Source organism: Arsukibacterium sp., from assembly GCF_033721375.1.
In the GTDB taxonomy this organism is placed as follows: domain Bacteria; phylum Pseudomonadota; class Gammaproteobacteria; order Enterobacterales; family Alteromonadaceae; genus Alishewanella.
Map to the genome: position 1 here is coordinate 106,596 of NZ_JAWWAP010000003.1, position 25,376 is coordinate 131,971.

A 25,376-nucleotide genomic window follows, 5' to 3' on the forward strand; every position below is an offset into this window, starting at 1 on the left:
CAGCAATCAGATGCCGTCGCCATCCATATGCAGGCCGCACTCGCGGCCAAAGCCGTTAAAGCGGGTGTCTTCTTCACTCATACCAGGCTCAAATTTCACAGTGGAATGGGTGTCACCGACCGATAAATAACCCTGCTCCCATAGCGGGTGGTACGGCAGGTTATGCTGTTTTAAGTAGTAAAAGACGTCTTTATTGCTCCAGTCGATAATCGGCTGAATTTTAACAACGCCACGACTGATTTCGACAATAGCTTTATCAGCACGGGTACTGCTCTGGCTGCGGCGTAAGCCGGTAAACCAGCTACCCACCTTCAGCTCGCGCAGTGCCCGTTGCATTGGCTCGACTTTATTCAGCTGATTGTATTGTTTGGTTCCTTCGGCGGTTAGCCACTGCTCGCCATAGCGCGCCAGCTGCCAGTTGGCCGATAAGGCAGCGCGATATACCTGCAAATTCAGACCGAGCTGCCCGGTTAACTGATCAATAAACTGATAGGTTTCCGGAAATAAATAACCGGTATCGGTCAGCACTACTGGTATATCCGGCCGCTGCACGGTCACCAGATGCAGCATCACCGCCGCCTGGATGCCAAAGCTGGAGCTGAGCATCGGCTGCGCCGGCAGGTTGTTAAGCGCCCAACGCACCCGCTCGCTTGCGCTCATCGGGCTTAGCAGATGATTAATTTCTGCCAGCCAGGCCTGCTGGGTTGCGCTGTCCTGTTGCAGTATCTGCCGGTAATCGGCTGTTATACTGTCAATCATGCTGTTAGCTGCCATTGATATTCCTGCAATCTTGTTCTGCAATTTCGTTCTGCAATAGTCAAATCGTTTAGCTGTTGGCCGCTTCGATCAGGCATGAAAGTCGGTCTTTGACACTTTCACTTCTGCCACCACGCCGCTGCGGATAACAAAATCACCAAAACATTCGCCGCTATTACGCTGTTGCGCCCAGCTGCCGATTAACTTATCCAGCTCGTCGAGGATTTGCGTTTCGCCGACATTATCTAAATACAGCTTCGGAATGCGGGTACCAATTTTATTGCCACCCAGATAGACGTTGTATTTACCCGGTGCCCGGCCCACCAGACCTACTTCGGCCAGCATGGCACGGCCGCAACCATTCGGGCAGCCGGTTACCCGCAGCACAATATGGTCGTCATCAACCTTGTGTTTGCTCAGCAAGGCTTCTACTTTCGTTACCAGTTCAGGTAAGTAACGCTCAGCTTCTGCCATCGCCAGCGGACAGGTGGGAAATGACACACAAGCCATTGAATTTTTACGCTGCTCGCTATGGCCATCATCAATTAAGCCATGCTCGCGGGCCAGTTGCTCAATTAACGCTTTTTGCTCTGGCGGCACCCCGGCAACAATCAGGTTCTGATTGGCGGTCATCCGGAAATCCCCCTGATGCACGCTGGCAATGGCTGCCAGACCGGTTTTCAGCGGTTTACCGGGGAAATCCAGCACCCGGCCATTTTCAATAAATAAGGTTAAATGGTGTTTACCATCAATGCCCGCTACCCAACCAAAGCGATCGCCACGGGTGGTAAATTCAAACGGTTTAGCTGGCGCAAAAGGCACGCCAACCCGCTGTTCCACTTCGGCTTTAAAGGTATCTACGCCAATCCGGTCGATGGTGTATTTGGTTTTGGCATTTTTGCGATTAACCCTGTCACCATAATCGCGCTGCACTGTGACCACATGCTCGGCCACTTTTAACGTATGCTCCAGGCTGATAAAGCCCAGCACTTCTGCTTTACGCGGGTAGGTAGAGTTATCGCCAAAGGTCATCGCCAGCCCGCCGCCGACCAGCACATTAAAACCAGTCAGCTTGCCGTTCTCGGCAATGGCCACAAAGTTAAGGTCATTGGCATGCACATCAATGTCGTTATGTGGTGGTATCACCACCGTGGTTTTAAACTTGCGGGGCAAATAGTTCTCACCCAGCACCGGTTCGGTTTCGGTGGTTTCGACTTTTTCTTCATCCAGCCAGATTTCCGCATAGGCGCGGGTTTTCGGCAGTAAGTGCTCGCTTATCTTCACCGCCCACTGATAGGCCTGCTGATGCAGCTCTGATTCCACCGGGTTAGAGGTACACAGCACGTTGCGGTTAACATCGCCGGCAGTGGCAATCGAGTCGATACCGATGCTGTTTAAAAACTGATGCATTGGCTTAATATGCGGTTTTAACACCCCATGAAACTGAAACGTTTGGCGGGTGGTTAAGCGGATACTGCCATACAGGGTTTTATCAGCAGCGAACTGATCGATTGCCAGCCACTGCTTTGGCGTAATAATGCCGCCGGGCATCCGCGCCCGCAACATGACATTGTGCAACGGTTCCAGCTTCTGCGCTGCCCGTTCAGCCCGGATATCGCGGTCATCCTGCTGATACATGCCATGAAAACGCACCAGCATAAAGTTATCGCCGGTAAAGCCACCGGTGATTTCGTCGCTTAAATCCTGCTCAATGGTGCCGCGCAGCTGCTTACTTTCGGCCTTTAACCGCTCGTTGTCAGATAATTTGCCGCTGACCTGCAGCTCGGGTTTAATCGGATATTGGCTCATTAGTACACATCCTTCTGGTAACGCTTGGCTACCCGTAATTCATCTAAATATTGCTGGGCCTGTTCGGCAGTTTTGCCACCCTGTTGCTGTATTATTTCCAGCAGCGCCTGATGGACGTCTTTCGCCATCCGGTTAGCATCACCACAAATATAGACATGGGCACCCTGTTCCAGCCACTGATAAACCTCTGCCGCATGTTTGCGCAGTTTATCCTGCACATAGACTTTCTGAGCGCTGTCGCGGCTGAATGCCACGTCCAGCCTGCTGAGCAGGCCTTGTTTTAAATAGCCCTGCAACTCAGTCTGATATAAAAAGTCCTGGGTAAAATGCGGATTGCCAAAAAACAACCAGTTTTTGCCAGTGGCGCCGCGGGCATCACGCTCCTGCAAAAAGGCGCGGAACGGAGCAATACCGGTACCAGGGCCAATCATCAGCACCGGCGTGTCGTCATCGGCCGGTAAGCGGAAATTGTTATTCTGCTCGACAAATACCCGCACCTTATCGCCTTCAGCCAGGCGTTCGGCCAGATAACCCGAAGCACCGCCATAATGCGGCTGACCAAAGGCATCGTAACGCACCACAGCCACGGTTAAGTGCACTTCTTCCTCAACTTCCGCCTGGGAGGAGGCGATAGAATATAAGCGCGGCTGTTGCTTACGCAGCGCATCGACTAACTGCTGGGCGCTGATGGCAGTTGTGGTTACCGGGTAATCACGGACAATATCGATAATCTGCCGGTCGGTCAGATAAGAGCGCAAGGCGGTTTTATCGGCAGCCAGTTGCGACAAAGCAGCATTGCCACTGGCAGCAGCGTATTTCTCGACAAACGCCGGGTAAGACTGGGTTAATTCCAGCTGGCCGGTCAGGGCGTCAGTCAGGCTTAAACTCTGATTAGCCAGGTTGACCTGCGCGGCCCCTTCCAGCCCGGTCAGGCTTAGTAACTCTGCCACTATGGCAGGATCGTTTTCAAAATAGACGCCCAGCGCATCGCCCGGCAAATACGTTAAGCCAGAACCTTCCAGTGAAATTTCAATATGGCGGACATCTTTGGCTGAGTCACGGCCGGTAATTTTCTGGTTAGTATATAACTCAGCGGCAAAGGGCTGCTGTTTGTTGTACTGGCTTGCCGCTGCTGTTGGCGCCTGACCCGGCCAGTTGATCACCTGGGCTGAAGGCGCACTGGCAAACTCCGGCTCTACCACACTGATTAACGCGTTGTTCCAGCTGGTTGCCGCAGCGTCGTAATCCACGTCCAGATCAGCCCGCGCCTGCAAGCGCTGCGCGCCTAATTCGGCCAGCCGCTCATCAAAATCGGCAGCCGTTTTACAGAAAAACTCATAACTGGTATCGCCCAGGCCCAGCACGGCGAACTTCAATTGCGGTACTTTCGGTGCTTTTTTACTGAATAAAAAGTTATAGAAACTGACCGCATTCTCCGGTGGCTCACCCTCACCGTAAGTCGAGGTGACAATAATCAGATACTGCTCATTTTTCAGCTGGCTGCTTTTATAATCGGCTAAATCCACCACCTTGGCGGCAATGTTCTTCGCCTTGGCCAAACTGGCCAGTGCTTCTGCCACATGGCGGGCATTACCGGTTTGCGAGCCATACACTATGGTCAGTGTCGCGCTGCTTGCGGCCGCTGTGGCAGGCGCTACAGCCTGACCGCCGGCAAGTTGGGCACTGGCCGCCAGATACCCACTGACCCAGGCTTGCTGAATCGGGTTCAGCTGACTGACCAGCCCCTGTAATTGCTGCACCTGCTGTTCTGATAACGGGCTGGCCTGCGCCACTAATGAAGATAAAAGCATAAAAACACCTGTATAAACTTTATAGGGTCATTTTAGCCGTCCAAACGTATGCCGGTAAAAGAATGGATCTCTCTGCGTTATTCCAAATAGTAATTAAAAGCACATTTACCGACCAGAAACAGACAGGTAGTGGCGCTGTCTGTGTTGGTCTGCCAATCGCTGGTGGCTGAGAATTTCGCTAAAAAATAGCCAAACACGCTAACCTGAAAAATCTGTGGTGCGCTTCTTTTTGATTTACCTGTTTATAAACAACAACATAAAAACTGGCATCAGCCTTGCCTTAACAAATTGTCATTAAGAACCTAAAAAAGGATAACTACTATGAAACGCTCACTTCTGGCCAGCGCCGTCGTCCTTGGCACTTTCAGTCTGAATGCCATGGCACATCAGAATACCCATTGTAATATTGAATTTGAGAATGACTTAGTCATTAACAGTAGTAGTGTCATGCTGCAGGATAACGGCGCTACCTTATGGCAAATTGACAAGGATGGTCAGTTAACGCTCAACAACAAGGCGGTTATGGTAAATAACGAAACCCGCTTACTGCTGCGCGACTATCAGGCCGGCATTCGCAGCCAGACCACTGACACCATAGCCTTAGTTGAAGACGCCCTTATTATGGCCAGCGAAGCCCTGACCACAGTGGTTAGCGAGCTGACCGGTAAAACACTGGACGAGTATCCGGCGATGCAAAAGGCGTTAGCTAAAATCAGTGATGCCGCCAACCAGGTTGTAGTGCAGGACGGTGACAATACCTACCTGTATGGCAGCCGGCTTGAAAACATTGATCAGGCATTCGGTCCCGAGTTTGAACAGGCGATTGAAGAAGCCGTCAGCCAGTCTATGGGCAATATTATGATGCTGGTAGGTAAAGCGATGACCAGCGGAGAGGGCAGCTTCGAACAGCGGATGGAAGCCTTTGGCCAGAAAATGGAAAAATTTGGTGAAAATCTGGAAGCGAAGATGGACATCAAAGCCGCTGCCTTAGAACAGCGTGGCGAAGCCATCTGCAGTCAGGTTACCAAACTCGACACCCTGGAAACCCGGATCCAACAGCAAATCCCGGCGATGCAACAATACGATTTATTTAAAAACGGCGACAACACAGTAAGCATTAGCCGTTAACCCGGTAACTCCCAACCACAACCTTTAGCGCAGGGGCTTTGCCTGCGCTTTTTTTATTTCTACGAAACAAATATGCTTAGCTTAAAATTAAACAGACAATGCATTGGCAGGCTGCTGAATGGCCCCTCGAACAAAAGTCTGCTTTACCCGCTCAGATATCAGCATGTAAGGGATCCAGATTAGTGCCACAAAAACTGTTCGTATCAGCGCGCTGGTTGTTTCCGGGTCAAACATTTCTGTGTCTTCTATTACCAACGTCACCATCCAGGCATTAATGATGGTAAAAATAAATACGATAACCACCATGGCAATGTAAAAACGTGGGAAAAGGTAATGCTTGGTGTAAAACAAAAACATTACGTAAAACCCAAGTAGCACAAGACAGGCGTTGTAAACAATCTCGCTCATCAACAGCGCGCCCCATAAAGGGATATAGGAGGCAGAACTTTCAGTGGTAAGCGCTTCAAAACTGCCACTGGTAAAAATTTCGAAGTACAACGGCACAACCTGAAACAACATGATAAAAGGCGAAAGGGTAATACCTATGCCTACCAGAATTAACCAACCGCCCAATCCCTGCAAATCGTTACGCTCGCTCATGAAGTCTCCCTTTCTTGTTGATAACATAATTGTTAGTACACAACAAGAAAATTACCGGGAAACAATAGTGATAGCAATCAAATTCTACAGCGTTAACAGCGGGCCTGGCGCTCTCTGGTCAGACTGGTAGCAACTGCCAACCGAAACGCCTGAATGCCGGGGCAAGCAGCCGTGCTTTGTCGTGCCGGGTCAGCATAGCTACCGCCTGGCTCATGCAGTTACCTTGTGCCAGCCAACATGGTGCCATTGATGCATGGTGCCATCCGGATCCAGCTGATACAGCCATAACCATTGATTATTCACCAGCGCCGCAACGTCAGCTGACTGTCTGATAACATTAGCGATGGCATTTTTTGGTGCGGCAATCACCACACTAAGCCGCACAGGTTGATGTCGTAACTGCTTGCCATCATGCACCGACTGCCAGCTTAAACCCGTACGTAAATCACCACCATTGCCTTCAAATACACCGATATGACCGGCCACAACATTGTGCAGCAGCTTATTGCCACTGCCATATTTATCGGGTGCGACCACCGAAGCGTAATATTGCATATTGATCCAGTTAGTGACCACCATCGGCGCGGTCATAATGGTATGCAGCAGGCTGAAATCACCATCGTGCTCAGTATTATAGTCATGTAAAAAACAGCGCCCCTGTAAGTTGAGGCTTTTAGTCAGGGTACGGGGCGCGATGATAAAGGCCGCGTTATTGGCCAGGCCCCATTCTGGTCGAAGCTGAGCCCAGTCGCGGCTACGCCGCTTAAAAAACCGGTCCAATGCGGAGGTGCCATGTGGAGCCTCAGCAAATTGTCTTGACCTTTGCTGTCTGGCTTGGACGCCAGCTTCAGCTAACCACTGCGGCCATGCAGCGTCGGCGGGTGGCTGAAACACCTGCAAAACATCGGTAGTGGTATGATGCATCGCCGCATAAAAGCGGGTGTCATCAGGAATTCTTACTTTATGCCGGCTGTTAAGCTCAGTACGTACCTCATTGTTATTCAGAATTTGCGCCAGCACCCTTACATTAACTTCGCCGGTCTGTCCGCCGCAGGCACCGCAATCGAGCGCCGCCGCTTGCGGGTTATTACAGGTATCACTGCCATGACCTACCAGCAACACCGTTGGCGCCAGCGTAGTGGCCAGGCCCATAGCTGACAAGATCGCCGCAGCCAGTTGTGCTTGTTCAGCGACACTGAGTGGTTGCATCCCGCGACTGAGTTGCCACTGACCATCATCCAGATACTGATTTATGGCGTGCGGCGCTTTGGTGCGGAAAAACGCCCGCTTTAGCAAACTAAGTAGTTTAGTGGGGCCGGCGGCCTCCACCATTCCCAGGCTGGATGACGCTAAATCAAAACTCTGTTTCCAGCCCAGTGCAGGCTGGCGTGGTAACGTCGCCTTTTCAGGCCGGATTTGGCTGACTTCGAGTACCGGCGCAAGCAGGCCGGGCAGCTGAGGTCTGCTTAGCTTACTGTCAGCCGCTTTATAAGCAATCGGCAGGCCGAAAAAACCGGCAAATCCCAGTGTTTGGATAGTATCATCCTGCTGTTCCAGCACCCGGCGGAATGGTTCTGAACGAACATCAATACAAAATGCGGCCTGCAGCGTCAGCCGGGTTATTCTGGCAACAGGTTGGCGGGCTGCCTGCTGCAGCTGGCGGAATAACGGCAGCTGAACACTTAATTCCAGCGCTCGCTGCCAAACCTGGCGCATACTCTGTAAGGCCTGCGTGTTAAGCAGCATGGCGTTATACTGTCTGCTCTGCAATTTTAACATGTTAACGATATGCTGATGAGCGCCACTGTGGCGCGTGCTGTGCTGCCATAATACCCAGTCCCAACCCAGCAGCATATACAGTAACTGACAGACGGCATTGTGACTCTGCTGCTTGTTCAGCTGCTGTTGCCAGTCGAGCCATGCCTGCCAGCCCGCCCAGCCGGAAAGGCTTTGCAGCAGGTTCTCAAAGTATGCCTGCTTTGCCTGCTCATCCTGACACCAGCTATCCAGCCAGGGGTCCAGCTGCAACAACAGTTCAGATGGCTCAGCGGGTAATGTTGCGAACAACGAGGTTAAATCAATGCCGGTCAGTACTTTTAAGCCTTTATCCTGACGAACCACAGTAAGCCAGCTTTGATAGGTATGCTGCTCAGCCCCGGCTTCAACACTGAAGCGCTCCGGATACTGATAATACAAACCCATAAACTGGCTGAGTTGCTGCTGGATTAGTTGCGGCCAGGGTAACGTACCCTGGGTGAGCGTCTGCTCAGATAACAGTTGCGCCAATGACTGCCAGTGCCGTAAATCCTGCTGTTGTACCAGAACAGCCACCGCCTCATCCACGGTCATTTTCAGTTCCGCTTCCTGCAATGCCTGGTGCAAATGTTCAGGCTGTATCTGCTGCTGCCATTGTGTCAGAAACCAGTTAGCCGTCATCAGGCAACTGGTGCCGGCAAGCAGCTGCTGCTCAGCGCATACTGTGGCAAAATGCTGTTGCCGTTTCGGCCACCAGGGGTTGACAGCGATCATCTGATCAAGCGGCCACGCCGGCGCTATCTGACTGGCTGCTTTCTCAACCAGAGCTTGTAAATTACTACCGGCTTGCTGCGCTAACATACTGACTGCACTCATTTCAGGCTCTCCGCTTGTGACAGGTTGCTGGCAATATCAGCCGTTTTGTTCTGATAAGGCCAGATTTTCAGCGTACACCTGGTGGCCCACTCATCGAGATAACCGCCGGCGTTTAACCAGATAAACACCCGGTTAACGAAACGCTGCCGGCTGTGATAACGCAGCAATACAGCCATCACGAACAACCCGGCGAACACCAGACTGGTAAACAGATCAGCAAGTGGTGAGAGCACCGATGTGGTTGGGGCAATACTTTGCAATATAAACTTGCCACTGCTATACAGTGCCAGCAAGCCAATGCCATACGCCATTGCCAGCATAACCCGCCATGGCCGGCGACTGTCAGCACGCGCCAGCGACGGCATCAACAGCACCGTAACAGCCAGCACCAGTAATACGGCACTGCTTAAACCAGACAGCGGCTGTATCTGGTGGGTCAGCAGCACCAGGCCCGATGTCATCAGCAATGCCAGTAGCCAGTGTCTGACATCCGGTTCGGTTTGCTCGGCCAGCTGTGCTGCCAGGTAATGGTTGACGGCATTGCCACTGTGCAGAAAGGCATATGCCTTATAACAGGAGTGCGCTAACAGATGCAGCAACGCCAGCGTGTATAAACCAAGGGCAATTTCCACCAGCATCAGGCCCATCTGGGCGATTGTCGACCATGCCAGACGCACCTTAATACTAATTCGCGTCGTCATTATCAGTGCTGCCAGCACGGTACTGGTAAGTGCGGTGACCAGTAACAGCGTGGCTGCGGGTGCACTTAGTTTCAGTAAAGGCGAGAACAGCAGCAACAAAATGCCGCCCAGATTAATGATACCGGCATGCAGCAATGCCGACACCGGCGTCGGTGCTTCCACTATCTGGATCAGCCAACCATGCAGCGGCAGCTGAGCGCATTTAATTAACGCCACCAGTACCAGCAGCACGGTGGCGATATGAGCATACAGACCAATACTTTGTTGGATACTAGCCTGACTGGTAATACTGCTGATATCCGCCGTGCCGAACTCGAGATAAAGCAGCGTAAAAGCCAGTGCCAGCAAAATTTCACCTGCCCGGGCACTCAAGGCCTTTTTATGAGCAGCAAGCCGGGCGCGCGGACGTTCAGGATAAAACAACAACAACTGCTGTAAACTCAGGCTAATCCAGCACCAGCCGAGCCAGAACAACAGCAGGTGATTACTTAACAGAGTAAAAACGGTGGCAGTCAACGTCAGGGCCAGTGCCCGCATAAAACGCAGTTTGTCTCGCTCACCTGCCAGGGCGGTTGCGCTGTAACGCCAGATCACCACGGCCAGCAGCGCTACCAGGGCCAGTAAAACCAGCTTCAGTGCATTTATTGTCAGTAACGAGTCCATCGCTCACCTTTTTAATTTAATTAACTGGCGCTATTGTCTACACTGAATTAGCATTAGTAAAATACATAATAAATCAGAAATCGTTCACTAAAAGAGAACCATGAGCCGGTTAAACTATCATCATCTGTATTATTTCTGGCAGGTTGCCAGGGGCACCAATCTGACTGAAACTGCACAGCGACTGCATATTTCACAATCTGCACTGTCATCGCAAATTAAGCAGCTAGAGCAAAGCATGCAGGTGCAGCTATTCCGGCGCGAAAACCGCAGGCTGGTATTAACCGATAGCGGCTACCAGACGTTGAAGTATGCCGAAGATATTTTCAGTCGCGGTGCCGAGCTTGAACAGCTGCTATTACAGGGGATGCAACCTCAGCATAGTCCGATCCGGATTGGCACTTTGTCGACCATGTCACGCAACTTTATTGAAAGCTTTATTACACCACTACTGAGCACGAACAATGCACGCTACAGTTTGCTGTCGATGGATCAGACCATGCTGTTAAATGCGCTGGCCCAACATCAGCTGGATCTGGCACTAAGCAATATTGCTGTGCAGGGTAACGATAGTCAGCTATGGCAATGCCGGTTGCTGGCCAGGCAACCTGTCGCGGTAATTGGCCCGCCGGGCAAGCAACTCGCTGAAAATTTAAGCGAATACAAAGGTCAGCGCTGGGTGCTGCCTCCGGTGCAAAGCCCGGTGCGTACCGCCTTTGATGCCCTGGCAGCACAGTATCAGTTGCAACCCGGTATTGTTGCTGAAGCTGATGACATGGCGATGCTGCGCTTACTGGCCCGCGATAGTGGCGCCCTGGCGGTTATTCCGGAAGTGGTGGTAAAAGACGAGTTACTCAGCGGCCGGCTGCATAAATACCTGACCCTGCCGCAGATATACGAAAACTTTTACATTATCACCACCCAGCGCGAGCTGTTACATCCGCAACTGAACCTGCTGCTGCAGGCCTTTCCTACCTGAGCAGCCCGGTTTAACCAACCGCAAATTAAAATGGGTCAGAGTGATTTTTTTCAGCGGCTTCCGGCAGTAATTTGCTAAGCTGTGCGCCAATTATTTAAGCAGTAAGGAATGTGAATGTCGGTTACTAAAAGGCTGTATCTGGCGGGCGCCGCCTTAGTTATTGCCGCTATTTTGCTGTATACCCTGGCCTGGCCGGCCTGGCAACAGCAGTTAACCGGGCAGGAGAGTGCCCGGCTGGCGCAGTTACAGGCAGCGGCAAAACCGGCTGCAGCACAGCAGCGGTTAGATCATCAGCAGCTGCTGGCCGATCTGAACTGGCTGGCTCACCCGGATCGGCAGGGCCGCAAGCCGGGCAGCCGTGGCGGTATAGAAGCCCGTAACTGGCTGGCCCGGCAGTTTGCCGAAATTGGCTTGCAGCCTGCCGGTACTGACGGCTATTTACAGCCTTTTCATGTAAAACAACACTTTGTATTCAGCCGCTGGTTAAGGGGCAAAACCGCCACGGTGCCGGCCGCGGAAAATGCCGCTAATGTGCTGGGACTGCTGCCCGGTTTAAACCCTCAGTTAAAACCTATTGTGCTGACTGCCCATTATGACCATCTGGGCGTGGAAAACGGTGAGGTATTTGCCGGCGCCGACGATAATGCCTCCGGCGTTGCCACCCTGCTTGGCCTGGCCCGTTATTTCAGCGAACACCCGCTTGACCATCCGCTGCTGTTTGTCGCGCTGGATGCGGAGGAAGGCGGCTTACAGGGCGCTGTGGCGTTATTTAAACACCAGCTGTTACAACCAGAGCAACTGGCCTTTAACGTTAATATGGATATGCTCAGCCGTGACACAGATCAGTTGCTGTTTGCCGTAGGCAGCTACCAGCAACCCTGGCTGAGCCCGCTGTTACATACCCTGCAGCAGCAAAGTGCCGTAAAAATCATTGCCGGTCACGACCGCCCCTGGTACCGGGCAGGCAATACTCAGGACTGGACCTTAAGCTCAGATCACGGCGTCTTTTATCAGCAGCAGGTGCCCTTTATTTATTTTGGCGTGGCCGATCATGACGACTATCACTCGGTGCGGGATACCGCTGAGAAAGTCGACCCGGACTTTTATGCTCAGGTCAGTGAAACCATTCTAAGCTTTATTCAGCTGCTGGATCAGCAGTTTAAGCACAATTAATCAGCTTACTGTTTTGCAGCCGATAAAGTGGTGAAAACAACTACTTTATCGGCTGATATTACCAACAGCAGCGCTAATAATTCAGCGAGAAAACCTTAACATCATGAAATATAACAATTAAAAACATGGCACTCTTTGTGCAAAATCACGGATAGAACAACAGAACAAATAATAAAAGGAAGTGTTTATGTCGATGATGTTACTACGTCAGATCGGACTGTTCAGCCAGGTCGAACTATCGCGGCTGTGGCTAACCCGCCGTGGCCTGATGACCCTGGCAGCCACTGCGGTGGTCTGGTTTTTCCTGTTGCGGTACGCTATTGCCCCGGCCAGCGAAATTTTGCAGGAACCGAATTTTCAGAAATCATTAACAGCGGCTTTTGGCATGCTGGGCCTGCACCAACTGCTGAACTGGCCGGCGCCGGAGCTGACCCTGTACTGGATGCTGAGTCTGATTTTACTGCCAATCTTATGTCTGGCGTTTACCGCCAACCAGTTATCGGGCGATGCAGCCCGCGGCACTTTGCGCTTTATCAGCCTGCGCAGCAGCCGCACCGCTATTGTGCTTGGCCGCTTCTGTGGCCAGTTGGTAGTGCAGCTGTGTTTAATTCTGTTATCCCTTAGCGCAACGCTGATTATCAGCGCGGTGCGCCAGGGCAGCATCAGCTGGCAGGCTATTGAAGCTGCGCTGTTGATCAGCTGCCATTTGCTGATTGTGTTAATGCCATTTACCGCCCTGATGACGGTATTCTCTGCCTGGGCCCGCTCATCACGGCTGGCACTCAGTTTAGCCATCGTTAGTCTGGGCGTGATATTTGGTTTGCTTAGCTGGCTTATTTATCATCAGCCCGACGCCGCATTTTTACTGAAATACATGCCGGGTGCGCAAATATGGCAGCTTATTCCGGCCCAGGGCTGGCAAAGTCTGCAACTGGCCGCCTTACCATTAGCCCAGACTGCCATTTTACTGCTAATTGCCCAGCAAATTTTAAGCCGGAGAGCACTGTAATGACTAATCCTGTTATCAAAGTAGACCAGCTGGTTAAAAGCTATGGCCGGCATAAAGTACTGAACAATATCAGCTTTGAAGTAAATAAAGGCGAAACAGTAGCGTTGATTGGCCAGAACGGTGCCGGTAAAACTACCTTATTCAGTTTGCTGTGTGGTTACCTGAAAGCCGATAGTGGCAGCATGCAGTTACTGGGTGAGCAGCCGGGTAGTCAGGCTTTATTTGGTAAAGTAACAGCACTGCCACAAGACGCTCAGCTCGACCCGGCCTTCAGTATTGGCGAGCAACTAAGCTTTTATGGCAAACTGCAGGGCTTAACTGCAAGGGCAGCCCGGGCAGAAACCGAGCGGGTGCTGGCGCTGGTTGATTTGGCCGGACATTACCACACCAAAGCTGGCGCACTTAGCCATGGTATGCGCAAACGGGCTTGTATGGCGCAGGCTTTTATCGGCTCGCCGGCCCTTATTTTACTGGACGAACCGACTGCCGGGCTGGATCCAGCCAATGCCTTGCATATCCGGGAACTTATCAGCGATTTAAGCCAGCACGCCAGTTTTTTAATCAGCTCACATAATATTTTTGAGCTGGAGCGGCTTTGCAACAAGGTGTTGTACCTGCAGGATGGTCAGTTGCAGCAGCATCGTGCCCAGCCGAATGAAAGCACCGCCCATTTAAGCCTGCAGCTGGCAACCGGCAATGGAGCCGCTACGGCTGATTCGGATGAAGTATGCCAGCAACTGCGCCAATTGGCCGGGGTAAAAGAGGTGACAGCCGGCCGTAACCAGGAGTATCAGGTGAGCTATCAGCCACAGGTGGTAGATGACTTTGATATCCGGCTGCTGCAATGTCTGGCCGCTAATGGCTGGCAGTACAAACAGCTAAGCAAAGGCAAAAGCCTGGAGCAGCAGCTGTTTGCCCGCAAAAAAGCGGCAACAGTATTATCCTGATATCAGGCTTCAGGCAGTTTTACTGCATACAGCAAACCCGCCAGGCAACTGGCGGCGAAAAACCATAGCACGGCCAGCAAAGACCACCAGGCAAGCAGGCTGCTGATGCCGCCCACCACTAATAACAACACACCAATAATCGTATTGCTGACCGACACATAGTCGGTGCGCTGATTGCCTGATGCCATGTCGAGCAAATAGGTTTTGCGGCCCACCCGCACACCGGCATGGCCAACGCTTAACAGTAAAAACAACAGCAGATAACCATACAGTGGCAGCTCGCCAATAACCATTTGCACTACCGCCAGCACGGCACAACCGCCAAGCGCCAGCGTTGCGGCAATAATCATCACCTGGCGGCTGCTGCGATCAGCCAGCCTGCCCCAGAATACTGCGCTGACAGCACTGGCTAAACTGGTGCAAATTAAAAACCAGGCCAGAGTCTGGCCATTGCCATGCTGTTGCTGGGCCAGCAGCACCAGAAAGGGCGATACCAGCGCCGACCCCAGCAGTAAGCCGCGACAAATAACAAACTGGCGAAACTGCCTATCGGTCTGCAGTAAACCCAGGTTTTGCCAGGCACGCTGCAGCGCATTGGCCCCGCCGTCAGTCTCGCCGGGCTGCTCCTGCACCTGACTGAAAATAACAGCAGCACTTAGCCAAAGCATTGCCGCAGCCACCAGCAACACAACATAAACAACCAGATTGTCCGGCTCTTCCCGCAGTAACCACAGCGACACCAATAAGGTAAGAACACCGGACGCCGTGCCGGCAATGCCGGTGAGCTGACCGCGCTGGCCTTTAGGTACGGTTTTGCCTTTTACATCTTTCATCGCGACCGAACAGAGGCCACGGCCCAGACTAAACAGCAGTAGTAAGCCAATAATGGCCAGACCAGCCGCTGCGCCCTGCCAGTAGCTAACGGCAAGCGCCATTGCCAGTACGCAACTACCCTGAACAATGCTGCCGGCAATCCAGAAGGTTTTACGAATGGCGTAGCGTCGCACCCAGGCACCGATCAGCAGTTGCGGTAACATTGAACCCGATTCCCGAATCGGTACCAGCCAGGCTACCATTGCCGCCGGCGCTCCAACCACATTCATCAGCCAGGTAAGTACGGTTTTCGGGCTGGTCAGTAAGTCTCCCAGGCTTAACAGCAACTGGCTAAGCAGCACCAGCACAAAATTTTTCGGTACCCGGGTACAGGCACTGTCCGGAATATCCCGGCAAGCCCGGGCGTCTTCCTCATTCACCAGTAATTCGTATATTTTACGCTCGGCCATAGCCCTGCTTCTTTTGTTAATTCTGAACCCTTGCCACCGTTATAGTTTATTACAAATGAAACGGCAGCAAGCTATTAAATTGATTGACCCTTTTATCTAACATCAGTTACTGTTTGTGGCTCAATTTCTTATACAGGATAAAGCTATGAGTGTCGCAATGATTTGGATCATCGTTGGCGTGCTGTTAATTCTGTCAGAATTGCTGGCAACCAGTATTGTTGCCGTTTTTCTGGGTATTGGTGCTATTGTCGTTGGCATCTTATTGCAGCTTGGCTGGATAGAAACCGCCACCATGCAATACCTTATTTTCGGCATTGTCAGCCTGGCCTTATTACTGCTGGCCCGTGGCCATTTTAAACGCTGGTTTACTGGCTATGTCGCCGACAGTGGCGAGCAGCCGAGCCGGCTGAAAGACGACATTGGCAACCGGGTTATTGTACTCAATGATTTTACCCAGGGCGCCGGCCGGGTGGTATTAAACGGCGTGCAATGGGACGCCCGCTCCAGCGAACCGTTAAAAGCAGGTGAAGTGGCCTGGGTAATTGCCAATGAAGGCATTCATTTAATTGTATCGGCTCAACAACCAGTTTAATTGGCAGTGTAAAAGGGAAAACCTAAGATGGAACAAATAAATATCGAAACGATACTGACGCTGGGCTTTGCCGTCGCGGTAGTTATCACCATTATCAAAACCGCCCGGGTGGTGCCGCAAAAATCAAACTTTGTAATTGAGCGGCTGGGCAAATACTCGCGCACTCTCGACTCGGGCTTTCATATTCTTATTCCGTTTATCGACAAAGTGGCCTACACCCATAGCTTAAAAGAGGAAGTGATCGATGTAGAACGCCAGACCTGTGTTACCAAAGACAACATTCAGGTTGGCATTAATGGCGTGCTGTATTTACAGGTTGTCGACCCGCACAAAGCCAGTTACGGCATTAATGACTACCGTTATGCGGCCTCGCAATTGGCACAAACCACGATGCGCTCTGTCATCGGCCAGACTGATTTAGATAAAACTTTTGAAGAGCGGGCTAAAATAAACGAAGAAGTGGTAAAAGCGCTGGATGAAGCGGCTTCGCCATGGGGTATTAAAGTGCTGCGTTATGAAATTTCTGATATTGAGTTACCACTTAGCATTAAAGATGCGTTAGAGCAGCAAATGCGCGCCGAGCGGGAACGCCGCGCCGCCATTGCTAAATCGGAAGGTGAACGTCAGGCGATGATTAACGTGTCAGAGGGCCAGAAGCAGGAAGTGATTAACCTGTCGGAAGGTGACAAGATGCGCCAAATTAATGAAGCAGAAGGTCGCGCCCGGGAAATCGAACTAGTGGCGATCGCCACCGCAGAAGGTATCCGCCAGATAGCTGAGGCCATTAACCACCCGGGTGGGTCAGAAGCAGTAAGCCTGCGGGTAGCCGAGCAATATGTTAAAGAGTTCGGTAACCTGGCAAAAGCCAATAACACCATGATAGTACCAGCCGAACTGGCCAATATTGGAGGCGCTGTTGCCGGCTTAACTGAAATACTGAAAATAGCCCGGCCAGGCGCTAAATAAGGCCACGACCAAAGGAGTAATGTATGGCAACTCAACAGGATTTTAATGAAGCGCTGCTCAAGCTGGCCATTTTAATGTACCGGATTGACGGCAAAATACGGCTGAATGAACAGGAACTGCTGGACGAAATTGGCGATCAACTGGATTGGCAAGGCGTTAACAGCATTACCGCCGTCCAGAATCAGGCGTTAGCCGATGTACGGCAGGCGATCAGCAGCAATCAGGTCGAAGGATATCTAACCAATCTGAAACCGGCGTTGCAGTTTAATAAACAGCAAGCGCTGGACACCGCCAGAGAGCTGATGCAAAGCGACGGCGAAGAAGCAAAGCAAGAGCGCCAGCTGTATGACCAGTTGCTGCATTTGCTGATGGCAGACTAAACTAAGCAAGCAAATCAAAGCCAGCGTAATGCTGGCTTTTTAATCGCTGCGTTAAAAACTAACACGACATTAGACACTGACTAAGTTTTGGCAGCCTTCTGTCTGCTAATCTTTTGCCACGACATCGCGATAACATCTACTACTAAAGCAATTGCAAAAGCGTAAATCGGCACCAGCATCGCAATTGCATTATTTAACGGGTCAATCTGAATGGTAATGTCAAAAACCAGACTGTGAATTAATTGATCAACCGCCATAAAAATCAGACAACTGGCGAGTAGCATAAAAATGGCTTTGGGATAGCTAATATTCAATAAACGGTTAATTAACACCGGCATGCCGATTATCAGCATAAGGCTGAATACGCCATAAATCATACCGAGTTGTTCCTGATACTCAATCATCTCCGGCTCCCATTGTTACAAGTGATAATTTTAAAAGTTGGTCATTATTTTTAGTCGCCAGTTATCGCTTTAATTCCCGATATAATTGCTGCGGCGCTATCTTTGCCATAACCGCCACCGCCTAAAAATACCGTTGGAATATTCAAAGCTTTTAAGCGCTGATACACCAGCTTATGGCTTTGTGCGACATCTGTAATGTTCAGCTTTAAGCCGCCCAGCGGATCGGTTGCCAGAACATCGGTACCTGCTACGACAAAGGCCAGCTTATAGCCACCTTTAAGCAGCTCCAGTGCGCCGCTTAGTTTATTCAAATATAACTCGGCGCCGGTGCCAGAGGGCAAAGGTACCGGGATATCGACCCGCTGCCGGCTGACCGGTGTATTGGGGTAAATATCCTGGTTATATACATCGAGCAGGGTGACGTTACTGTTGTCGTCAAAGGTGCGGGCATTGCCGTTACCATGATGAGCATCGATATCAATAATCAGAATTCGGTCGGTAGCTGTTAGCTTGCCACTTGCCAACAACTGCTGATAGCTGATGCCAATATCGTTATATATACAAAAACCTTCCATCTTATGTGGGCTGGCATGATGATAGCCACCAGCCAGATTCCAGGCATCGGTGCCTGTCAATGCTAATTGACTGGCCGCTAATGTGCCAGCAACGCCCCAACGCATAGGCCCAAGGATATGACTGTCCAGCCACGAAAATGACAAAAACGGAATTTTAGGAATTTCCAGCGCCCGGCATAATGCCGCTTTATCTTTCAGCTGTATTTTTAGCAGTTCATTTACCGACTCAAGAATGGCAGATTCCGAAATAGCAGCGTCAGGTGCTATAACATTCTCATCGTTAAGCGCAGCGCGCACCTTACGAAATTTGCAACCATCAAACGGATGCAGGAATTTAAAAATGCCGACATCAATATTGTAATTTTCGTGGTAGATAATCTTCATGCTGATTTCAGTTCGTTTGCATAGCGCATTACGTTCGCCGGAGTCCATATACCGTAACCCAATATGCGACCGACTTTAGCATACTCTGCAGCGTTAGGTTTAAATGTTGGCTTTTTACTGGCGCCTTTTTGCAGTATATCTACAACTAAATGCGAACAATTATGTCGGGCAAGTTGATAGCGCGGTACGTTATTTTGTAAATAGTTTACATAGTGCAGCATCGCAACCTCATTCAGGTTGGCTATATCAACTGTGATGGGCTTGCGACCTCCCTCATTGATGATATCTTGTGCCAACGTCTCGACATAAGAACCTGGGTGGCTGGTTTTTATTTTTAAGTCTTTTTTGCCAGCATCGCCATCGGGCCAGAAGCTAACGTAAACATCTCTTATTGTAAGAGCCGCGTGGCCAATATGTTGTTCATCCCTTAACCAGATATGTACCTTTACCATGACTTATTCCTTTGCTTTTTGAAACCATAAGGATAATTCAGAGATACCAAAAGATAAATATATTGTTAATTAAAAATCAGCATTAGTTGACTATCAGCCAATTTACAATTTAACATCGTTTAGGTGCTGGCTATCCTATTTTTAAGGTAACTACCATGAAAACAATTGGCTTGCTGGGCGGAATGAGTTGGGAGTCAACTATTCCTTACTACCGCATAATAAATGAAACGGTGAAACAGCAGCTTGGTGGCCTGCACTCGGCTAAAGTTGTTTTATACAGCGTTAATTTTGCCGACATTGAGCAGATGCAACGCGCTGGTGACTGGCAGGCTGCCGGCCAGTTGCTGGCAGAGGCCGCCAAAAGCCTTGAAGCCGCCGGTGCCGACTTTATTGTGCTTTGTACCAACACCATGCATAAAGTTGCAGGGGCTATTGAGGATGCGACAACACTGCCACTACTGCATATTGCCGATGCCACCGCCACGGCGGTAAAAGCTGCAGGCTATAAAAGCGTGGGCCTGTTAGGCACTAAATTCACCATGGAACAGCCATTTTACAAAGACCGGCTAACAGAGCAGCATGGCCTGAACGTGCTTGTGCCCAATGCAGCAGCGCGCGAGCAGGTTCACCAGATAATTTATAACGAGCTGTGTCTGGGCAAGGTGCTGCCAGAGTCACGAGCACAGTATCGCCAGTTCATTGGCCAGCTTATCGACCAGGGTGCCGAGGCTATTATTCTCGGCTGCACTGAAATCTCGCTATTGGTATCGCAGCAGGATGCAGCAGTACCGCTGTTTGACACCACCCGCATTCACGCCCGCAGTGCAGCTGAACTGGCATTGCGGTAGGAAAGATGCAACCTGCTATTTTGACCTAACTCAGCAATATCTATAACGCTTTACATAATGACAAGCACACTTGACATGCCAAGCCGTTTGCTCTACCCTTCATATGTCAAGCAAGCTTTACTTTTAGTTAAATGAATTTTACCAGGAGTTTTTATGAACGACATGGCATCTACTACATTGGCGCAGCGCTATAAAGCGTCTAAAAAATCATTATTTGTATGGACTCTGGGATGGTTATTATCGTTGGCCTTGTTTGCTTTTGGCCCCAAATTTATCTGGGACTTTAATGTGACCATCAGCCTTTGTATTATTGCTGTTAATGTTGTTTTTGGTTATTTGATGATTATTGCCAATAAAAAATATCTGGACGGCTTAGATGAACTGCAGCGCCAATTGCACCTTAACGCTATGGCGATATCACTGGGAGTAAGTATGGTATTCGGTGCTGTTTACGGCCTGTTGGAACCTGCGCGGTTACTTGAATCGACACCCAGCCCATCTAACATTCTGTTTGTAATGGGTATCTCATACTTTATCAGTTTGGTTGTTAATTCCCGGAAATACCAATGAAAAACCGGTTAAAAGTATTGCGGGCAGAACGCAACTGGACCCAATCTGATCTGGCAAAAGCATTGGATGTTTCCCGCCAGACCATCAATGCGATAGAAACGGGCAAATTTGATCCCAGTTTACCGCTGGCGTTTAAGGCAGCTAGAGTGTTTGGTTTGGCGATTGAGCAAATCTTCGATGACAGTGATCAGTAAACTATATGAGCATCACTTGGTGATGTTGATTCAGGTGGACACCTGAATCAACGTGCTCAGTCTTTAAATGTGGCGATTTGATATTTTTTTGCGCGGCGTGCTGATTTAGCAACCACAAGACTAGTAGTCGTTTAATCCGGCAGTGGCACAACCGGGGCCAGTGCGCTGCTAAGGCCATAACGTTTGGCGATGGGTAGCAGAGCGTTCTGTTGTTTCATTAAGGTTATACCGGCATCCAGAGCATGGCTAAGTTGCGCCGACTCCGGACGGCTTGGCGAGAATGCAATAAAACAGGGTTCGGGGGCGCTGATTACCCCCGCTTCCTGCAGTTGGTCGGCTACTCCCAGCTGGTTGGCGTGGTACCACAATACCGGCGCCGACTCTACCAGCACATCGGTGCGCCGCTTCAGCAAAAACTCAATGCTCCGCTTTACTGCATCATCGCCTGACAATTGCTTTACCTCGTGGGTTAAAGGCGGAGTTACTGTAATGAGGTAGTTATTAAGCTCTTCGCCATAGTCGTAGCCGATAATGGTACCAAGTCTGACATTACCCCACGAAGCAGGGCCGCTATAGCGCCAACTGCTGTCTTTTAACGTAAACAAGTGGTTCGGGCTGATGTTAAGAATGGCATTAGCGGGAAAGTAAAAATCCGGGGCATCACCTTTAAACGCCCCCACTATGCCATGAATAGCGCCACGTCGGGCCAGAGCAATTGCCCGGGCCCATGGCATTTCCTGATAAACCAGCTCATACCCAGCCATTGCTAATGCCTGACTGGCGACATCGATCATATAACCTTTGTCTGTAGCGCTGGCACTGCAGTTAATAGGGCACCAGTTATCACCGGCGATAATAATCTGGGTTGCCTTACCAAAAGCGGGTGTCGTCAGCAATATACCGGTTAACAGCTGTAAAACAGCGCGCATAAATTAAACCATTGCTAATATTATATTTCAGTGTAGCGCATTACCAGGGCACTGAAAGCCCTGCAAATAAACGGACACCTATTCTTCTAAAATACCAATGCATATCTCAGCAACTTGCCTGACACGTGACGAAACACTATGTTTAAGTCATTGATTGTTAAAAATGAGAAAGCTGTGTTTTTAAAGCAAGCGTTACTGCCCATTTCGTCGTTATTTATTTCCATTGCCTTTCTGGCTACCGGCTACGGCATGCTGATGACTTACATCGGTCTGTATTTAAAACAAGCCGGGCTGTCAGAGCTGGTGATTGGTATTATTAACTCGGCGTTTTTTCTGGGAGCCTTACTGGCGGCTGTCTTCAGCCAGAAGTTAATCGTATCGGTTGGCCACGCCCGCAGTTTTTCAGCTTTTTCTGCCGTCATGGTTATTGCTTTTCTGGGCCACACTTTACATTACCAACCGTGGTTTTGGGCTGGCTTACGTCTGCTGTCCGGCTTTGCCTTTTATGCGCTGTTAATTGTGCTGGAAAGCTGGCTGAATGAAAAAAGCAGCTCAGAGGACCGCGGCCGGGTGCTGGCGGTATATACGGTGGTGTTTTTTCTGGCCACCGCCGTTGGTCAGCTGATTTTAGGCATGGACATCAGTTCGCATCTGGTATTTGTACTGGGATCGGTACTGGTATTGGCTGCATTGTTTTTAGTGGCCATTACCCGGATCAGCCAACCGCAGTTACAGCCTTTTGAGCGCTACAGTTTACCGAAAGTACTGCATATTGCACCGCTGGCGCTGGTCGGCAGTGTCATTGGCGGCTTTTTTGTCGGCGGCTTTTACACCATGGTGCCGGTATTTGTGCTGAATACTTATGGCGAGCAATCGGTAGTAGCATCCTTTATGGCTATTTCAATATTGGGCGGCCTGCTGGCCCAGTGGCCGGTCGGTACCCTGTCTGATCGCTACGGCCGGCGCAAATTACTGGCCTGGGCCGGCTTATTCAGCTTTGCTATTTGCCTGCTGCTTGCCTTGTTCGCCAGCCAGACCTGGTTGTTTTATCTGCTGGGTTTTTTACTCGGCACCAGCTTATTCAGTATTTACCCGCTAAGTGTCGCCCGCGCTAATGACCGGCTGGATCACGGCAAAGACTTAGTAGAAATCAGTCGTAGTTTGCTGTTTGCCTATGGTATCGGCTCATTTTTAGCGCCATTAATCCTCGGCGCCGTATTGGGACTATCAGGCAGCCTGTTTTTTACCGTGCTAGCGTTAGCTGCACTGCTACTAGGTGGTTATGCCTTAACCGCAGAGCGGATTGCCAATGAGCAGTTAAGTGTATTTGTTGCCGTACCGGCAGCGTCGGGTGCTTCACTTGCCCAACTGGACCCGCGTCAGGATGAGCAATGGGTAGAGGACCATAAACCCAACTACCCGGAGGAAGCCGACCACGCTGCCAGTACAGACTCAGCGACGACAGACCGCGGCGAACGCCACCCCTCTGCAGAGCATGCAGCCGAACCAATGCGTGACGAAGACCACACACGGCCTTAAGTGACGCCAGCGCAGCTGCACAGATACTAATTGTGCAGCTTTTCGCCACCAGTTGAATTTACTGCATTATTGCTCGTTGCCCCTTACCACTGTACAAAATGGATCTGTTGCTTAATATTGGCAACCGCGCTGTTAAGTGGGTTTTTCCTTTCATTCATCAGCACTAAATGACAAATGACAGCAACATGACAGTCAGATGTCGTAACAATGTCGGGCTTTAATTGTTAGATTTTAACCTCATTTTCGCTCAAACAAGACTAATGAGAAAACTATGAAAAAACAATCAATTGCAGAGACGCTGATATATCAGCGCAAATTAAAAGGGCTATCGCAGGAGCAGTTGGCTGAAAAAACCAGAGTCACGGTTCGCACCATTCAACGGCTGGAAAAAGCTGAAGTTACGCCGCATCTGAAAACCGTTAAAATGTTAGCTGCGGCGCTGGAAATCGAAGTAGATGATTTATTGCAGCTGGATAATCCTGGCAATGAAGCCATTCAGCAGAAATGGCTGTTGCTGATGCATAGCGCACCCTTTCTTGGTTTTGTGCTGCCTTTTATGAATATTTTGCTACCGCTGTTTCTCTGGATCCATAAGCGCGAAGATAACCCGGTATATGAACAACATGGCCGGGCGGTCATTAACTTTCAACTTACCATGACCCTGATGTTTATACTTGCTTTCATTGCGCTGCTGACCATTGAAGGTTTTGGTTTCCTGTTCTTTCTGGCCGTGTTGCCTTATGCAGTTATCGTGATGCTTAGTAATATTGTTGCAGTACTGCATAACAAAGGCTGCCGCTATCCACTGGCCATCCCCTTTCTGAAAATGAACAAAGCAGGCATTGTCGGCACTGTTACGCTACTCTGTGTGCTGGGTTTAACTGATTTAATTGTCGCTAAACCTGCTTTTGCTACACCGCCAAATCAGCCTGTCAACAGCATTAGCAATGAACAACTTGCTGATTTTTCTAAGGCACTGGATGCTTTACGTCAGCAAAAACATATTCCCGGTCTTGCCGTGGCAATTGTGGCTGATCAACAGTTACGCTGGTCTGATGGCTTTGGAAGCTCGCATTTTGATACCGGTGATGGCAATTCTTATCGCAAAGCCACAGCCGATACACCATTTTGGATCGCCTCGGTTACCAAGCCTTTGCTGGCTTTGCTTTTTCTGAAGTTAGCTGAGCAGGACATTGTTAACCTGGACAAGCCGATAAATGACATGCCGGGCTGGCAGAATTTTTGTGGCTGGTTAGCACAGTCAACTATCATATTTGGTCAGGATCTCCGTTGTAATGAAAAAATCAGTATCCGTAACGTACTAAACCATAACGTTAATGGTCAGCCCGGCACTGCCTTTCTGTATAACCCCATCATGTATTCACGCCTGTCCCGCTATCTGGAGTATTTGCATGGCAATCCGGTAAATGCCGCAGAGCAAGGCCATAATGTTATGGCGCAGTTGATGCAAAAATATATTCTGGGCCCCGCTGCAATGGAGCGTACCACTGCAGGCCAGTGGCAGTCAGAAAAAGCCAGCGTATTCTTCGATATGGCGCAAGGCTACCAATACTCTGATGGCCGCTATGCCAAGCTCTTGCGTCCCGATCGTCACTTTGCCGGCGGCGCTGGTATTGTCTCTACAGTCAACGATTTAGCCCGGTTTGATATTGCGTTTGATACCGGTGCTATTGCTTCTACCGCTGTAATGCAAACAGTATTTGAACCGGCTAAAGCACCGGATGGCACGGCACTGCCTTACGCTTTTGGCTGGTATGTACAGCATTACAATGGAGAAAAATTAATCTGGCATGGTGGCTGGGATGAAGATGCGGGTTTCTCAGCGCTTTATCTGAAAATCCCCGGACGTAACTTAACTTTTATTATTCTGGCGAATAGTGAAGGGATGTGGTGGGGTAACCCGCTTGATAAAGCTCAGGTTGAAAACTCACCTTTCGCTCAAGTGTTTCTGAAACATTTCGTTTTCACTGACAATTAAAAGTGCTTTTTTAATAGCGCGATTATGTTTTGCCAGTATGCTCCGTTCTAAGTTAGT

24 protein-coding genes are annotated in these 25,376 nt (G+C 50.1%); 13 read left to right on the top strand and 11 right to left on the bottom strand.

Annotation, left to right across the window (positions count from 1 at the left end; all coding sequences use genetic code 11):
* Positions 1 to 6 precede the first annotated feature (6 nt).
* The 3 genes from R3187_RS05610 to R3187_RS05620 all read right to left on the bottom strand — a co-directional run bounded on the left by R3187_RS05610 (position 7) and on the right by R3187_RS05620 (position 4,376).
* Complete coding sequence (locus R3187_RS05610) at positions 7 to 774, bottom strand: phosphoadenylyl-sulfate reductase (protein ID WP_318965724.1); 768 nt, start codon at positions 772 to 774, stop codon at positions 7 to 9.
* A 72-nt stretch (positions 775 to 846) separates the two neighbouring features.
* Positions 847 to 2,565 (bottom strand): assimilatory sulfite reductase (NADPH) hemoprotein subunit, encoded by a 1,719-nt coding sequence (gene cysI / locus R3187_RS05615; RefSeq protein WP_318965725.1) that lies wholly within the window; start codon positions 2,563 to 2,565, stop codon positions 847 to 849.
* A complete protein-coding gene (locus R3187_RS05620) occupies positions 2,565 to 4,376 on the bottom strand; it encodes an assimilatory sulfite reductase (NADPH) flavoprotein subunit (RefSeq protein ID WP_318965726.1) in 1,812 nt (603 codons plus the stop codon). The genes cysI and R3187_RS05620 overlap by 1 nt, the downstream gene beginning before the upstream one ends.
* A 321-nt stretch (positions 4,377 to 4,697) precedes the next feature.
* Here R3187_RS05620 and R3187_RS05625 point away from each other — a divergent pair, with 321 nt between their 5' ends.
* The gene (locus R3187_RS05625; RefSeq protein ID WP_318965727.1) at positions 4,698 to 5,504 is read left to right on the top strand and encodes a DUF2884 family protein; all 807 of its coding nucleotides are present in this window, start codon (positions 4,698 to 4,700) and stop codon (positions 5,502 to 5,504) included.
* Between the two features lie 87 nt (positions 5,505 to 5,591).
* Here the strand turns inward: R3187_RS05625 and R3187_RS05630 are convergent, their stop codons facing one another.
* The 3 genes from R3187_RS05630 to R3187_RS05640 all read right to left on the bottom strand — a co-directional run bounded on the left by R3187_RS05630 (position 5,592) and on the right by R3187_RS05640 (position 10,099).
* Positions 5,592 to 6,104, bottom strand: a complete 513-nt coding sequence (locus R3187_RS05630) for a DUF2569 domain-containing protein (protein ID WP_318965728.1) — start codon at positions 6,102 to 6,104, stop codon at positions 5,592 to 5,594.
* A gap of 210 nt (positions 6,105 to 6,314) precedes the next feature.
* Entirely contained in the window at positions 6,315 to 8,735 is a 2,421-nt protein-coding gene (locus R3187_RS05635) for a DUF2309 domain-containing protein (RefSeq protein ID WP_318965729.1), read from the bottom strand.
* Positions 8,732 to 10,099, bottom strand: coding sequence for an NADH-quinone oxidoreductase subunit L (locus R3187_RS05640; RefSeq protein WP_318965730.1), 1,368 nt, complete (start codon positions 10,097 to 10,099; stop codon positions 8,732 to 8,734). Before R3187_RS05640 ends, R3187_RS05635 begins: the two co-directional genes overlap by 4 nt.
* 100 nt (positions 10,100 to 10,199) lie before the next feature.
* Here R3187_RS05640 and R3187_RS05645 point away from each other — a divergent pair, with 100 nt between their 5' ends.
* From R3187_RS05645 to R3187_RS05660, 4 genes are all read left to right on the top strand, one after another.
* Positions 10,200 to 11,075: a LysR family transcriptional regulator gene (locus tag R3187_RS05645; RefSeq protein WP_318965731.1), complete on the top strand. Its 876-nt coding sequence runs from the start codon at positions 10,200 to 10,202 to the stop codon at positions 11,073 to 11,075.
* 114 nt (positions 11,076 to 11,189) lie between these two features.
* Positions 11,190 to 12,248 (top strand): M28 family peptidase, encoded by a 1,059-nt coding sequence (locus R3187_RS05650; RefSeq protein ID WP_318965732.1) that lies wholly within the window; start codon positions 11,190 to 11,192, stop codon positions 12,246 to 12,248.
* A 187-nt stretch (positions 12,249 to 12,435) separates the two neighbouring features.
* Positions 12,436 to 13,257, top strand: coding sequence for an ABC transporter permease (locus R3187_RS05655; protein ID WP_318965733.1), 822 nt, complete (start codon positions 12,436 to 12,438; stop codon positions 13,255 to 13,257).
* Positions 13,257 to 14,204 (top strand): ABC transporter ATP-binding protein, encoded by a 948-nt coding sequence (locus tag R3187_RS05660; RefSeq protein WP_318965734.1) that lies wholly within the window; start codon positions 13,257 to 13,259, stop codon positions 14,202 to 14,204. Before R3187_RS05655 ends, R3187_RS05660 begins: the two co-directional genes overlap by 1 nt.
* Before the next feature lie 2 nt (positions 14,205 to 14,206).
* On the opposite strand, the gene R3187_RS05665 is transcribed toward R3187_RS05660, so the two are convergent.
* Complete coding sequence (locus R3187_RS05665; RefSeq protein ID WP_318965735.1) at positions 14,207 to 15,487, bottom strand: MFS transporter; 1,281 nt, start codon at positions 15,485 to 15,487, stop codon at positions 14,207 to 14,209.
* A 145-nt stretch (positions 15,488 to 15,632) separates the two neighbouring features.
* Here R3187_RS05665 and R3187_RS05670 point away from each other — a divergent pair, with 145 nt between their 5' ends.
* Genes R3187_RS05670 through R3187_RS05680 form a run of 3 tightly spaced genes read left to right on the top strand, consistent with a single transcriptional unit; the run spans position 15,633 to position 17,425 of the window.
* Positions 15,633 to 16,079, top strand: a complete 447-nt coding sequence (locus R3187_RS05670) for an NfeD family protein (RefSeq protein ID WP_318965736.1) — start codon at positions 15,633 to 15,635, stop codon at positions 16,077 to 16,079.
* A gap of 27 nt (positions 16,080 to 16,106) precedes the next feature.
* Positions 16,107 to 17,045 carry a stomatin-like protein gene (locus tag R3187_RS05675; RefSeq protein WP_318965737.1) on the top strand — a complete coding sequence of 313 codons (939 nt, stop codon included), beginning with the start codon at positions 16,107 to 16,109 and terminating at the stop codon, positions 17,043 to 17,045.
* 23 nt (positions 17,046 to 17,068) lie between these two features.
* Positions 17,069 to 17,425, top strand: a complete 357-nt coding sequence (locus tag R3187_RS05680) for a hypothetical protein (RefSeq protein WP_318965738.1) — start codon at positions 17,069 to 17,071, stop codon at positions 17,423 to 17,425.
* Between the two features lie 80 nt (positions 17,426 to 17,505).
* On the opposite strand, the gene R3187_RS05685 is transcribed toward R3187_RS05680, so the two are convergent.
* From R3187_RS05685 to R3187_RS05695, 3 genes are read right to left on the bottom strand one after another with little or no spacing between them, the layout of a single operon-like run.
* Complete coding sequence (locus R3187_RS05685; RefSeq protein WP_318965739.1) at positions 17,506 to 17,829, bottom strand: hypothetical protein; 324 nt, start codon at positions 17,827 to 17,829, stop codon at positions 17,506 to 17,508.
* Positions 17,830 to 17,879: 50 nt separating this feature from the next.
* Complete coding sequence (locus tag R3187_RS05690) at positions 17,880 to 18,788, bottom strand: histone deacetylase (RefSeq protein WP_318965740.1); 909 nt, start codon at positions 18,786 to 18,788, stop codon at positions 17,880 to 17,882.
* Positions 18,785 to 19,240 carry a hypothetical protein gene (locus tag R3187_RS05695; protein ID WP_290612108.1) on the bottom strand — a complete coding sequence of 152 codons (456 nt, stop codon included), beginning with the start codon at positions 19,238 to 19,240 and terminating at the stop codon, positions 18,785 to 18,787. Before R3187_RS05695 ends, R3187_RS05690 begins: the two co-directional genes overlap by 4 nt.
* A 155-nt stretch (positions 19,241 to 19,395) precedes the next feature.
* Here R3187_RS05695 and R3187_RS05700 point away from each other — a divergent pair, with 155 nt between their 5' ends.
* The 3 genes from R3187_RS05700 to R3187_RS05710 all read left to right on the top strand — a co-directional run bounded on the left by R3187_RS05700 (position 19,396) and on the right by R3187_RS05710 (position 20,852).
* The gene (locus R3187_RS05700; RefSeq protein WP_318965741.1) at positions 19,396 to 20,088 is read left to right on the top strand and encodes an aspartate/glutamate racemase family protein; all 693 of its coding nucleotides are present in this window, start codon (positions 19,396 to 19,398) and stop codon (positions 20,086 to 20,088) included.
* A gap of 153 nt (positions 20,089 to 20,241) precedes the next feature.
* Complete coding sequence (locus R3187_RS05705) at positions 20,242 to 20,658, top strand: hypothetical protein (RefSeq protein WP_318965742.1); 417 nt, start codon at positions 20,242 to 20,244, stop codon at positions 20,656 to 20,658.
* Complete coding sequence (locus R3187_RS05710) at positions 20,655 to 20,852, top strand: helix-turn-helix transcriptional regulator (protein WP_318965743.1); 198 nt, start codon at positions 20,655 to 20,657, stop codon at positions 20,850 to 20,852. Before R3187_RS05705 ends, R3187_RS05710 begins: the two co-directional genes overlap by 4 nt.
* A 131-nt stretch (positions 20,853 to 20,983) precedes the next feature.
* Here the strand turns inward: R3187_RS05710 and R3187_RS05715 are convergent, their stop codons facing one another.
* Complete coding sequence (locus R3187_RS05715; RefSeq protein ID WP_318965744.1) at positions 20,984 to 21,781, bottom strand: transporter substrate-binding domain-containing protein; 798 nt, start codon at positions 21,779 to 21,781, stop codon at positions 20,984 to 20,986.
* 174 nt (positions 21,782 to 21,955) lie between these two features.
* Here R3187_RS05715 and R3187_RS05720 point away from each other — a divergent pair, with 174 nt between their 5' ends.
* Entirely contained in the window at positions 21,956 to 23,320 is a 1,365-nt protein-coding gene (locus R3187_RS05720; protein WP_318965745.1) for an MFS transporter, read from the top strand.
* Between the two features lie 271 nt (positions 23,321 to 23,591).
* Positions 23,592 to 25,319: a serine hydrolase gene (locus tag R3187_RS05725; RefSeq protein ID WP_318965746.1), complete on the top strand. Its 1,728-nt coding sequence runs from the start codon at positions 23,592 to 23,594 to the stop codon at positions 25,317 to 25,319.
* Positions 25,320 to 25,376: the final 57 nt, after the last annotated feature.

Excerpts from the sequence above, each read along its gene's own strand:
- R3187_RS05675 (WP_318965737.1), top strand. The coding sequence starts at position 16,107 with ATGGAACAAATAAATATCGAAACGATACTGACGCTGGGCTTTGCCGTC.
- R3187_RS05660 (WP_318965734.1), top strand. The coding sequence starts at position 13,257 with ATGACTAATCCTGTTATCAAAGTAGACCAGCTGGTTAAAAGCTATGGC.
- R3187_RS05680 (WP_318965738.1), top strand. The coding sequence starts at position 17,069 with ATGGCAACTCAACAGGATTTTAATGAAGCGCTGCTCAAGCTGGCCATT.
- R3187_RS05725 (WP_318965746.1), top strand. The coding sequence starts at position 23,592 with ATGAAAAAACAATCAATTGCAGAGACGCTGATATATCAGCGCAAATTA.
- R3187_RS05610 (WP_318965724.1), bottom strand. The coding sequence starts at position 774 with ATGGCAGCTAACAGCATGATTGACAGTATAACAGCCGATTACCGGCAG.
- R3187_RS05635 (WP_318965729.1), bottom strand. The coding sequence starts at position 8,735 with ATGAGTGCAGTCAGTATGTTAGCGCAGCAAGCCGGTAGTAATTTACAA.
- R3187_RS05665 (WP_318965735.1), bottom strand. The coding sequence starts at position 15,487 with ATGGCCGAGCGTAAAATATACGAATTACTGGTGAATGAGGAAGACGCC.
- cysI (WP_318965725.1), bottom strand. The coding sequence starts at position 2,565 with ATGAGCCAATATCCGATTAAACCCGAGCTGCAGGTCAGCGGCAAATTA.
- R3187_RS05620 (WP_318965726.1), bottom strand. The coding sequence starts at position 4,376 with ATGCTTTTATCTTCATTAGTGGCGCAGGCCAGCCCGTTATCAGAACAG.
- R3187_RS05715 (WP_318965744.1), bottom strand. The coding sequence starts at position 21,781 with ATGCGCGCTGTTTTACAGCTGTTAACCGGTATATTGCTGACGACACCC.
- R3187_RS05705 (WP_318965742.1), top strand. The coding sequence starts at position 20,242 with ATGAACGACATGGCATCTACTACATTGGCGCAGCGCTATAAAGCGTCT.
- R3187_RS05645 (WP_318965731.1), top strand. The coding sequence starts at position 10,200 with ATGAGCCGGTTAAACTATCATCATCTGTATTATTTCTGGCAGGTTGCC.
- R3187_RS05700 (WP_318965741.1), top strand. The coding sequence starts at position 19,396 with ATGAAAACAATTGGCTTGCTGGGCGGAATGAGTTGGGAGTCAACTATT.
- R3187_RS05650 (WP_318965732.1), top strand. The coding sequence starts at position 11,190 with ATGTCGGTTACTAAAAGGCTGTATCTGGCGGGCGCCGCCTTAGTTATT.
- R3187_RS05640 (WP_318965730.1), bottom strand. The coding sequence starts at position 10,099 with ATGGACTCGTTACTGACAATAAATGCACTGAAGCTGGTTTTACTGGCC.
- R3187_RS05695 (WP_290612108.1), bottom strand. The coding sequence starts at position 19,240 with ATGGTAAAGGTACATATCTGGTTAAGGGATGAACAACATATTGGCCAC.
- R3187_RS05685 (WP_318965739.1), bottom strand. The coding sequence starts at position 17,829 with ATGATTGAGTATCAGGAACAACTCGGTATGATTTATGGCGTATTCAGC.
- R3187_RS05670 (WP_318965736.1), top strand. The coding sequence starts at position 15,633 with ATGAGTGTCGCAATGATTTGGATCATCGTTGGCGTGCTGTTAATTCTG.
- R3187_RS05630 (WP_318965728.1), bottom strand. The coding sequence starts at position 6,104 with ATGAGCGAGCGTAACGATTTGCAGGGATTGGGCGGTTGGTTAATTCTG.
- R3187_RS05655 (WP_318965733.1), top strand. The coding sequence starts at position 12,436 with ATGTCGATGATGTTACTACGTCAGATCGGACTGTTCAGCCAGGTCGAA.
- R3187_RS05690 (WP_318965740.1), bottom strand. The coding sequence starts at position 18,788 with ATGAAGATTATCTACCACGAAAATTACAATATTGATGTCGGCATTTTT.
- R3187_RS05710 (WP_318965743.1), top strand. The coding sequence starts at position 20,655 with ATGAAAAACCGGTTAAAAGTATTGCGGGCAGAACGCAACTGGACCCAA.
- R3187_RS05625 (WP_318965727.1), top strand. The coding sequence starts at position 4,698 with ATGAAACGCTCACTTCTGGCCAGCGCCGTCGTCCTTGGCACTTTCAGT.